This is a genomic window from Dietzia timorensis, assembly GCF_020742175.1.
GTDB lineage: Bacteria > Actinomycetota > Actinomycetes > Mycobacteriales > Mycobacteriaceae > Dietzia > Dietzia timorensis_A.
On record NZ_DYXM01000127.1, the window covers coordinates 23,834 to 33,652 of the forward strand.

A 9,819-nucleotide genomic window follows, 5' to 3' on the forward strand; every position below is an offset into this window, starting at 1 on the left:
GCCCGACGCGTGTGAGGCGAAATTCCCTATAAACCCGCATGTAGCAGCCCCCGAAAGAAGGCCAGGCCACCGTGTCCGACATCCCGCCCAACGGCGGCGCACCGAAGATCGCCGCAGTCCGATCGACGATCCTCGACGTGCCGCTCATCCGGCCACACAAATTCGCCACCACCACCGCCACCGCGCAGCCCATCCTCCTGGTCGAAGTGACCACCGAGGACGGGATCACCGGCTACGGCGAGGGAGTCACTCCGGGCGGACCGTGGTGGGGAGGGGAGTCCGTCGAGACGATGAAGGCGCTGGTCGACAAGTACCTCGCGCCCGTCGTCGTCGGCCAGACCCTCGATGAAATTCCGCGACTGGTCGAGGATTTCGACAAGTTCGTCGCCCGCGGCCGCTTCGCCAAGGCCGGGCTGGAGATCGCGATGTTCGACGCCTACGCGCGCAGCCTCGGCGTCCCAATGCACGCGCTGCTCGGCGGCAAGGTCCGCGACTCCATCGACTGCACGTGGGCGCTCGGCGTCGCCCCGCTGGACGAGATGATCGGCGAGATCTCCGAAATCCTCGACTCGGGCCGCCACCGCAGTTTCAAACTCAAGATGGGGTCGGGCGACCCGCGCACCGACACCGACCGCATCATCGCACTGTGCGAGCACATCGGTGACCGCGCCGGCCTGCGCATCGACGTCAACGCGCGGTGGGACAGGCTGACGGCGGTGCGCTACCTCCCCGCGCTGGCCGAGGCGGGCATCGAGCTGTTCGAGCAGCCCACGCCCACCGAGCAGCTCGGCGTGCTCGCCGAGCTCGCCCGGCTCACGAACGTGCCGATCATGGCCGACGAATCCGTGCAGTCCCCGCACGACGCCCTCGAGATCGTGCGCAGGGAGGCCGCCGGGGTCCTCGCCATCAAGACGACCAAGCTCGGCGGCTTGCTGCGCAGTAAGGAGACGGTCGCCGTCGCGCGCGCCGCAGGGCTCGCCTGTCACGCCGCGACCTCACTCGAGGGGCCGATCGGCACCGCGGCCTCGCTCCACCTCGCCTGCGCGGACCCGGGATTCACCTTCGGTTCGGAGCTTTTCGGACCGCTGCTGTTGGCGCACGAACTGCTCACCGAACCGATCACCTATGACGACGGGCGCGTGCACCTTCCCGAGGGGCCGGGGCTCGGCGTCGACCTGGACCCCGATGCCGTGAGCCGCTTCCGCCGCGCCGACTGAGCACCTCCGACGTCATACTCGGAGCACATACGACACGAAAGAAGGAACGAACGATGGCACTGTTCCACGTCCGCATGGACGTCCACATCCCCGCCGACCTCGACGCGCAGGTGCGGGCGGACACCGTCGCCCGCGAGAAGGCCTATTCCCAGCAGCTGCAGCGCGAGGGCAAATGGCCCGAGATCTGGCGGATCGCCGGCAAGTATTCGAACATCTCGATCTTCGACGTCGAGTCCGCGGACGAGCTCAACGAGCTGCTGTTCGCGCTCCCGCTGTTTCCCTACATGGACATAGAGGTCACCGCGCTCGCGAAGCATGGCTCGGACATCAAATAGCGCTGCAGGATAGCGACGCCGCTCGGCCTCGATGCGACTTAGAGCAGCGGGCACTTGGCCATTAGACTGGTCCAGGTGACTACCGAGCAGCCGAACGCAGCGAATCCAGCGCAGTCCTTGCCCAAATCGTGGAATCCCGCGGACCACGAAGACTCGATCTACTCGCGCTGGGTAGAGGCGGGCTACTTCGAGGCGGACGCCTCGAGCGAGAAGCCTCCGTACTCGATCGTCTTGCCCCCGCCGAACGTCACGGGTTCGCTCCACATGGGTCACGCCCTCGACCACACGCTTATGGATGCGCTGTCGCGCCGCAAGCGGATGCAGGGCTATGAGGTGCTGTGGTTGCCGGGCATGGACCACGCCGGCATCGCCACCCAGACGCTGGTGGAGAAGAAGCTCAACGCCGAGGGCACCTCGCGGCACGAGATCGGCCGCGAGGCGTTCATCGAGAAGGTGTGGGAGTGGAAGGCGAACTCCGGCGGCACGATCGGTTCGCAGATGCGCCGCATCGGTGACGGCGTCGACTGGTCCCGCGAGCGGTTCACGCTCGACGAGGGGCTCTCGCGCGCGGTGCAGACGATCTTCAAGGAGCTGTACGACCAGGGCCTCATCTATCGCGCCGAGCGCCTGGTCAACTGGTCGCCGGTGCTCGGCACCGCGATCTCGGACATCGAGGTCAAGTACTCCGATGTCGACGGCGAGCTGGTGACGTTCCGTTACGGCTCCGTCGACGGTTCCGGCCCGTATATCGACGTCGCGACCACTCGTCTGGAGACGATGCTCGGCGATACCGCCATCGCGGTCGCGCCGGGGGACGAGCGCTATGCCCACCTCGTCGGGCAGACGCTGCCGCACCCGATCCGTGAGGACTGGTCCGTGGTTGTCGTGGCCGACGAGTACGTCGATCCCGAGTTCGGTTCGGGCGCCGTGAAGATCACCCCGGCCCACGATCCGAACGACTTCGAGGTCGCCCAGCGCCACGACCTGCCCATGCCGACGATCATGGACGCGGCCGCGCGGATCGAGGGCACCGGCACCAAGTTCGACGGGCTCGATCGGTACGAGGCGCGCTCGGCGATCAACGCAGAGCTCGCGACGCAGGGCCGCATCATCGCCGAGAAGCGCCCCTATGTGCACTCTGTCGGCCATTCGGAGCGTTCCGGCGAGGCCATCGAGCCGCGCCTGTCGATGCAGTGGTGGGTCAAGGTCGCCGACCTCGCGAAGATGGCGGGCGACGCCGTGCGCGACGGCGATACCGTGATTCACCCCGCCTCCCAGGAGCCGCGCTGGTTCGACTGGGTCGACAACATGCACGACTGGACGATCTCGCGGCAGCTGTGGTGGGGGCATCGGATCCCGATCTGGTACGGCCCCGACGGCGACGTCGTGTGCGTCGGACCGGACGAGTCCGCGCCCGAGGGGTACGAGCAGGACCCCGACGTGCTGGACACGTGGTTCTCCTCGGGCCTGTGGCCGTTCTCGACGATGGGCTGGCCCGAGTCCACCACAGACCTCGAGCGCTTCTACCCGACCTCGGTGTTGGTCACCGGCTACGACATCCTGTTCTTCTGGGTCGCGCGGATGATGATGTTCGGCACGTTCGTCGGGCAGCGTCTTACCGGGGACAAGGCGGTCGGCGGTCCCGTGCCGTTCCGCGACGTGTTCCTCCACGGACTCGTCCGCGACGAGCACGGCCAAAAGATGAGCAAGTCCAAGGGCAACGGCATCGACCCGCTCGACTGGGTCGACCAGTACGGCGCGGACGCGCTGCGCTTCACCCTCGCCCGCGGTGCTGCACCCGGCGGCGACCTGTCCGTCGGCGACGACCATGCCCAGGCCTCGCGCAACTTCGCCACCAAGCTGTTCAATGCGACCAAGTTCGCGCTGATGAACGGGGCGAAGGTCGGCACCCTGCCCGAAACGGATTCGCTCAGTGACGCCGACCGCTGGATCCTTCACCGACTCGGCGAACTTCGCGTGGCGGTGGATGCCTCGCTGGACGCCTACGAGTTCTCGAAGGCCTGCGATGCGCTCTACCACTTCACTTGGGATGAGCTGTGCGACTGGTACCTCGAGCTCGCCAAGGTCCAGTTCGGCGATGAGCGCGCAGAGAACACCAAGGTCGTGCTCGGCCACGTGCTCGACACGGTTCTGCGCCTTCTCCACCCCTTCATCCCGTTCGTCACCGAGGTGCTGTGGACCACGCTGACCGGCGAGGAGTCGCTCGTCATCGCGGAGTGGCCGAGCTCCGAGCCGTTGGACGGTGCGGAGGAGTCCGTGCGCCGGATCGAGGACACGCAGAAGCTCATCACCGAGGTGCGCCGCTTCCGCAGTGACCAGGGACTCAAGCCGGGGCAGAAGGCGCCCGCGAAGTTCATCGGCCTCGAAGCCGTCGACGCCGACGCGACGCTCGCCGAAGTGCGAAATCTCGCGCGCCTCACCGAGCCGGACGACGGCTTCGCTGCCACGGCGTCGATCGAGGTGCGGCTCGCCAGGGGTACGGTGACGGTGGAGATCGACATCTCCGACGCGATCGACGTCGCCGCGGAGCGTAAACGCCTGGAAAAGGATCTCGCCGGCGCACGCAAGGAGCTGGAGACGACCGGAGCGAAGCTCGGCAACGAGTCCTTCCTCGCCAAGGCCCCGGAGCACGTTGTCGACAAGATCCGCGGCCGCCAGGAGTTCGCGCGCGCCGAGGTCGAGCGCATCACCGCGCGACTGGAAGGTATGCCCCAGGCATGAGCGACGACGACACCGGCCGGAGCGACTCGGGGGACGACGACCCGGGCGCAGGCGACATGGGCTTCGACGAGTACGGCTACGGCGGCGACTCGGGCGGCGGCCGCCGTTGGCTCCCGCCCCACGATCCCAACGTCGGCTGGGACGACCTCACCGACGAGGACCTCGCGGACATGGTCGACGAGCGCTCAGCGGAGACCAACCTCGTTCCTCTCGGCGGGCCCCTCGACGACGAGGCAGCGCGCGATGGCCTCTACGCCGACGATCTGGCCGAGGAAGAGGCGCTCCAGGAGGCCGAGAAATACCGCGAGGGGATAGACCCCGACGAGGAAGCGCTCGGCATTCCCGGCGGCACGCCGTCACCGGAAGCCGTCGCACTGGGCGTCGACGACCGCGACCCCGGCAGCGCAGCGGGTGCGGCGGCGCTCGAAGCCGTCGAGGCGGTACTCGCGACGCGCTGGCCCGAGTCGAAGCTCGATCCCTCGCTCGACCGCATCGAGCGGCTGCTCGATGTCCTCGGCGGGCCACAGCTGGCATACCAAGTCGTCCACATCGCCGGAACCAACGGCAAAACCTCTGTCGCCCGCATGGTCGATTCTCTTCTGCGTGCGCTCCACCAGCGCACCGGACGCACGACCAGCCCGCACCTGCAGTCGGTGACCGAGCGGATCGCCGTAGACGGCGAACCCGTCAGCCCGGGAACGTTCGCCGCGGCCTACCGCGAGATCGAGCCGATGGTCGAGATGGTCGACCAGTGGTCGCTCGAGCGCGGCGGACCGAAAATGAGCTATTTCGAGGTGCTCACCGCGCTGTCGTTCTCCGTTTTCGCCGATGCTCCGGTGGACGCGGCCGTTGTCGAGACGGGGATGGGAGGCACCTGGGATGCGACGAACCTCGTGCAACCCGCGGTGTCCGTCGTCACACCAATCGGTATCGACCACACGGACTACCTCGGCGACACGCTGGAGGAGATCGCGGGGGAGAAGGCCGGGATCATCAAGGGGCCGCAGGTCGACGCGACCGCCGACCTGCTCAACCCGAACGAATCCGTCGCCGTGCTGGCAAAGCAGGATCCCGAGGCCGAGGCGGTGCTGCTCGCGCGTGCTCAGGAGGTGGGCGCCGTGGTGGCGCGCGCCGGGCGCGAATTCGACGTGAGCTCACGCTCGGTGGCCGTCGGCGGTCAGATGGTCTCGCTGCGCGGACTCGGCGGTGAATACGAGGACATATTCCTGCCTTTGTTCGGCGAGCACCAGGCGGATAACGCCGCGCTCGCACTCGCATCCGTAGAGGCGTTCTTCGGTGCCGGCGCTGGACGCCAGCTCGACATCGAGCGCGTGCGCGCCGGTTTCGCCGCCGTCGAATCGCCCGGTCGGCTGGAGCGGATCTCGCAGTCGCCGTCGATCTTCATCGACGCCGCGCACAACGCGCACGGCGGCCGGGCACTCGCGAACTCGCTGCGTGAGGAGTTCGACTTCCAGCGGCTCATCGCCGTGGTCGGCATGCTGCAGGGCAAGGACGCGCGCGGCTTCCTCCGAGAGATCGAGCCACTCGTGTCCGACATCGTGGTCACCGAGACCACCTCTCCGCGCGCGATCCCCGTGGATGAGCTCGCCCTGCTCGCCGAGGAGATCTTCGGTCCGGACCGTGTGAGCAGCGGGGATACTCTCACCGAAGCCGTGGACCTCGCGATCGACCTGATCGGCATGTCGAACCCCACGGACGACGACGAGGTCGGAGGCGAGGGAATCATCGTCACCGGCTCGGTCGTGACGGCCGGGGCGGCGCGCGCCGCGATGGGAAAGGATCCGCGATGAGCTCGAATGCGAACAGCGCCAATCCGCGAGGCGTGGGGCACGAACCGACCACCGACCCGTGGAAGGGATTTCGCGGCGTGTGCTCGGGAACGTTGGTCCTCGAGGCGATCATCGTGCTCCTCGTGCTCACCGTCGTCGCCCGCGTCGACGGCGGCGCGCACATGGCGTGGTGGAAGACCGTCTACATCCTCGTGGTCGCCGGCGGCATGATCTTCGCCTGTGCGCAGCAGAAGAAGCCGTGGGCGATCCCGCTCAACCTCGGCCTGGCGATGGCGGTGGTGATTGGATTCTTCGTGCACTACACGATGACCATCGTCGGGGTGATCTTCCTGCTCGTATGGCTCTATCTGCTGTTCCTGCGTAGCCAACTTCGTCAACGGATCGCCGGGGGATACCTGGCCAGCCAGCACGACTGACACGAAAGAGCCGGCGCACCGCCAGGGTGCGCCGGCTTTTTACTTCTCGAGATTTATGCGCGGCGGGCGGCGTCGATATCGGCCTGCGTCGGATTGCGCGTGCTACCGCCCTCGGCGGCGTAGGCATCGCCGTTCTTGTCGAGGAACCCCTTGACCATCGGGCACACGGGAACGACGGTGACGTTGTCGCGGAGTGAGGCCTGGAGAGCCTCGTTGACGAGCGCGGTGCCCAGCCCGCGTCCGCCGAATTCGGAGTCGACGACGGTGTGATAGAAGATCCGCTCGCCGTCGGACTCGATGTAGTGGGCCTTGCCCGCGATCGTGTCCTCGGCAACGAGGCGAATCTCGAAAGCCTTTTCCTCGACGTTGTGCTCTACGGCGATTTCCGCACCGGTCTTATCGGTGATGGCCATGGTCGTATCCTTTCTTCGATTGCTATGGGTTCGAAGGTAACGTTCCTCCGCGAGCCATGTTGCCCGCGCAGGTCGGAGCATTAGGTGGTGGCCGACTCCTCGGCGGCGTAGCTTCTCTCGGACGGCGGGTGCCCGCTCGCGATGGAGAGGCGGTTGAACGAGTTGATGAGAATAACCGACCACTCGATCGCGGAGATCTGCTCCGTGGACAGCACGTCGGCGGCGATCTCGGCCGCGAGGCCGCGGTCCGAGCTCTCCCCGAGGAGCGTGAGCGACTCGGCGAGGTGCAGGCCGGCCCGTTCGACGTCGGTGAAGAGGTCCTCGATCTCGCGCCACGCGGGCAGCAGGTCGATCTTTCGCGCCGGGACACCGGCCTCGCGCGCGGCGGGCGCGTGCGTACTCAGGCAACGGGCGCAGCCGTTGATCTGCGATACCCGGGTGTTGAGGAGCTCGATGAGCGCATCGTCGAGTCCGGCAGCCTGCGCCGCCTTGCGGCTCTCCGCCGCGACCTTGACCATCGCCTTGTACGTCTCGGGGTGTGATTTGTCGAGGTACGGGCGCTTGGCTGAGTTCATTCGTTCTCCTATTCCTAATCGTGGGTATTCGGCCGAGCGTCGCCTCGGGTCTCTGCCCGCGCATGGGGCGACGGGTTCTTCCGCGGTTTGAGGTGGGTATTGGGCAGCTCGGGTGCAGGAAGCCAGGCCATTCCCTGCGCATTGGCATCCGGACCGCCGTGGCCGACGTATCCCTCGACCACCCCGAAACGATCGGTGCGAGCCTGCCACTGCTCCCGGTACTCGGCGATTTCCTCGCTGGTCCTTCCTACGAAGTTCCACCACATGATGATCGCCTCGGCGAACGGCTCGCCGCCGATGAGGATCAGGCGCGCGGGCGCATCCGAAGCGTTGCGCAGAGTGAGGCTGTGCGCCCCGATGCCCGTGTAACCGATAGCCGCGACGGGAACGCCGACGCCCTCGAGCTCGATGTCGCCGGAGTCAACCAGCAGGCCGTGCTCGAACTCGGGATTGACGTCGACGGTCACCTCCGCCCCGGCATCGAGGCGCATTTCGGCGCCGAGGAGCGGAGTGAACGTCTCTACCGGGCTTCGGCTGCCGAGCAGGTCGCCCAGGAATACCAGTGCCTCTCCGCCGTCAAACGTGGTGTTGTCGGGTACGAAGTGCTCGAAATGGCGTGGCGTGGCATCGCGTGCGGAGTCCGGGAGAGCGACCCAGAGCTGAACGCCGTGCAGCGTCGAGGTCGACGGGGTCGAGGTCTCGCTGTGGCAGATCCCTGCGCCCGACGTCATGAGGTTGACCTCGCCGGGTCGCACGATGCCACGGTTGCCGCCCGAATCGATGTGTTGGATTTCCCCGTCGAAGAGCCAGCTCACGGTTTGCAGTCCGGTGTGTGGGTGGGGCGCGACGTCCATTCCGCCCGAGCGGGCCACGTCGTCCGGGCCGTAATGGTCCACGAAGCACCAGGCCCCGATGAGGGATCGTTTGCGTTGGGGGAGTGTGCGGCGGACCGTCATCGCTCGTGGGCCGCCGAGCGGCACCTCGCGCGCGGTGATGATCTCCACCGGTGCGCCTCCGGCGCGGACGGCGTCGTCCGATGTTTCGCCATCCGAGTGGCAGAGGACCTCGTCCGGATAGGTCTCGACGTTACTCATATGTTCCCTCCGAGTGGGCAGAAGCGGATGGACAAGTAGGTGACACGACAACAAAAGTGTATCGGCTTCCTGTTCCCAACGATAGGCCCGCAGCGCACGCGGCGGAGCGAAGTCCTTGTACGATGTTGTTCGTGACTTCGCGTACTTTCTTCCTGATCAAGCCCGACGGCGTCCAGCGTGGACTCGTAGGCACCATCGTCGACCGCATCGAGCGCAAGGGTCTCAAGCTTGTCGCGATGGACCTGCGCAACGTTCCCGAGGAGACCGCCGCCCAGCACTACGCCGAGCACGCAGAGCGTCCGTTCTACGGCGACTTGCTCTCGTTTATCACCTCCGGACCCGTGGTGGCCGGAGTGCTCGAGGGTCCGCGGGCGATCGAGGCGTGGCGCCAGCTCGCCGGCGGCACCGACCCGGTGGAGAAGGCCACTCCGGGCACGATTCGCGGCGACTTCGGTCTCGAAACCCAGTTCAACCTGGTTCACGGCTCGGACTCCGAGGAGTCGGCTGCGCGCGAGATCGCCCTCTGGTTCCCGAACCTGTAGAACGCACACCTTCGAACTTCGAGAAATCCCGGCGGCCGCAGACGCGGCAGGCCGGGATTTCGCATTTATGCCCCGCATTGTCGCAGGAGCAACGGGGTGCCGGCCGGACGAAGAAGGGGAACTCCGCCGTCAGCATGGGAAGACCGTCTCCGGTGTGAGAGAATGAGGGGCGTCTCCATGCTGTGGACGACGACAAGACTTTCTGTGCGGAACGGTGCGCAGCGCCAGTCAGGTTGATGGACAGCTGCGCTGCCCCGCGCGGGATCGCCCGCCACCGCGGGCATCGAAAATAGACAAACGGACGCCGTGTGGCGGCGCCGGTACGCGAGAACACCCGCGAATCGGTAGCGCCCGGCGCAACACAAATGCCCACCCCGGTGGGTTATAAGGAGAAACGCGTGTCGGAAACGACGATCGCGACGAGCGAGCAAATCGACGCACTTCCCGAGAAGCTACGCGCCCACGCCGCCGCGAAGGCCCTGGGCCTGACAAGTAAAGAACTCCTCGGCGCCCTCGCGGCGAAGGGGATCACCGTGAAGAGCGCCCAGAGCGGCGTTACTCGCGAACAGCTTTCCACGCTGGTTGACGGCGCAGCTCCCGCTACCGGCGAGACCGGTGCGGCGGCGAGCGAGGACGCGCCGAAGGCCGCCAAGACCACGGCCGCGAAGAAGCCG

The 9,819-nt window shown here is 66.9% G+C and carries 10 protein-coding genes; 7 read left to right on the plus strand and 3 right to left on the minus strand.

Annotation, left to right across the window (positions count from 1 at the left end; translation table 11 throughout):
- The first annotated feature begins 71 nt into the window (after positions 1-71).
- From K8V11_RS06990 to K8V11_RS07010, 5 genes are all read left to right on the plus strand, one after another.
- Positions 72-1,217, plus strand: coding sequence for a muconate/chloromuconate family cycloisomerase (locus tag K8V11_RS06990; protein WP_303912019.1), 1,146 nt, complete (start codon positions 72-74; stop codon positions 1,215-1,217).
- A 53-nt stretch (positions 1,218-1,270) separates the two neighbouring features.
- A complete protein-coding gene (catC, locus tag K8V11_RS06995) occupies positions 1,271-1,552 on the plus strand; it encodes a muconolactone Delta-isomerase (RefSeq protein WP_303912021.1) in 282 nt (93 codons plus the stop codon).
- A gap of 75 nt (positions 1,553-1,627) precedes the next feature.
- Positions 1,628-4,294, plus strand: a complete 2,667-nt coding sequence (locus K8V11_RS07000) for a valine--tRNA ligase (RefSeq protein ID WP_303912022.1) — start codon at positions 1,628-1,630, stop codon at positions 4,292-4,294.
- Complete coding sequence (locus tag K8V11_RS07005; protein WP_303912024.1) at positions 4,291-6,105, plus strand: folylpolyglutamate synthase/dihydrofolate synthase family protein; 1,815 nt, start codon at positions 4,291-4,293, stop codon at positions 6,103-6,105. Before K8V11_RS07000 ends, K8V11_RS07005 begins: the two co-directional genes overlap by 4 nt.
- Entirely contained in the window at positions 6,102-6,521 is a 420-nt protein-coding gene (locus tag K8V11_RS07010) for a DUF4233 domain-containing protein (RefSeq protein WP_303912026.1), read from the plus strand. The genes K8V11_RS07005 and K8V11_RS07010 overlap by 4 nt, the downstream gene beginning before the upstream one ends.
- Positions 6,522-6,574: 53 nt before the next feature.
- Here the strand turns inward: K8V11_RS07010 and K8V11_RS07015 are convergent, their stop codons facing one another.
- The 3 genes from K8V11_RS07015 to K8V11_RS07025 all read right to left on the minus strand — a co-directional run bounded on the left by K8V11_RS07015 (position 6,575) and on the right by K8V11_RS07025 (position 8,603).
- Entirely contained in the window at positions 6,575-6,934 is a 360-nt protein-coding gene (locus K8V11_RS07015) for a GNAT family N-acetyltransferase (protein WP_303912028.1), read from the minus strand.
- Between the two features lie 80 nt (positions 6,935-7,014).
- The gene (locus tag K8V11_RS07020) at positions 7,015-7,509 is read right to left on the minus strand and encodes a carboxymuconolactone decarboxylase family protein (RefSeq protein ID WP_303912030.1); all 495 of its coding nucleotides are present in this window, start codon (positions 7,507-7,509) and stop codon (positions 7,015-7,017) included.
- Between the two features lie 14 nt (positions 7,510-7,523).
- Positions 7,524-8,603, minus strand: a complete 1,080-nt coding sequence (locus tag K8V11_RS07025) for a pirin family protein (protein ID WP_303912032.1) — start codon at positions 8,601-8,603, stop codon at positions 7,524-7,526.
- 131 nt (positions 8,604-8,734) lie between these two features.
- Here K8V11_RS07025 and ndk point away from each other — a divergent pair, with 131 nt between their 5' ends.
- Both ndk and K8V11_RS07035 read left to right on the plus strand, forming a co-directional pair.
- Positions 8,735-9,145, plus strand: coding sequence for a nucleoside-diphosphate kinase (gene ndk / locus K8V11_RS07030; protein WP_067471513.1), 411 nt, complete (start codon positions 8,735-8,737; stop codon positions 9,143-9,145).
- 398 nt (positions 9,146-9,543) lie between these two features.
- Positions 9,544-9,819 (plus strand): translation initiation factor IF-2 N-terminal domain-containing protein (locus K8V11_RS07035; RefSeq protein WP_303912034.1); only part of this gene is annotated, 276 nt, incomplete at its 3' end.

What these genes read in the sequence shown, in the direction of transcription:
- K8V11_RS07005 (WP_303912024.1), top strand. Translation starts at nt 4,291, where the DNA reads ATGAGCGACGACGACACCGGCCGGAGCGACTCGGGGGACGACGACCCG.
- K8V11_RS07015 (WP_303912028.1), bottom strand. Translation starts at nt 6,934, where the DNA reads ATGGCCATCACCGATAAGACCGGTGCGGAAATCGCCGTAGAGCACAAC.
- K8V11_RS07025 (WP_303912032.1), bottom strand. Translation starts at nt 8,603, where the DNA reads ATGAGTAACGTCGAGACCTATCCGGACGAGGTCCTCTGCCACTCGGAT.
- K8V11_RS07020 (WP_303912030.1), bottom strand. Translation starts at nt 7,509, where the DNA reads ATGAACTCAGCCAAGCGCCCGTACCTCGACAAATCACACCCCGAGACG.
- K8V11_RS07010 (WP_303912026.1), top strand. Translation starts at nt 6,102, where the DNA reads ATGAGCTCGAATGCGAACAGCGCCAATCCGCGAGGCGTGGGGCACGAA.
- catC (WP_303912021.1), top strand. Translation starts at nt 1,271, where the DNA reads ATGGCACTGTTCCACGTCCGCATGGACGTCCACATCCCCGCCGACCTC.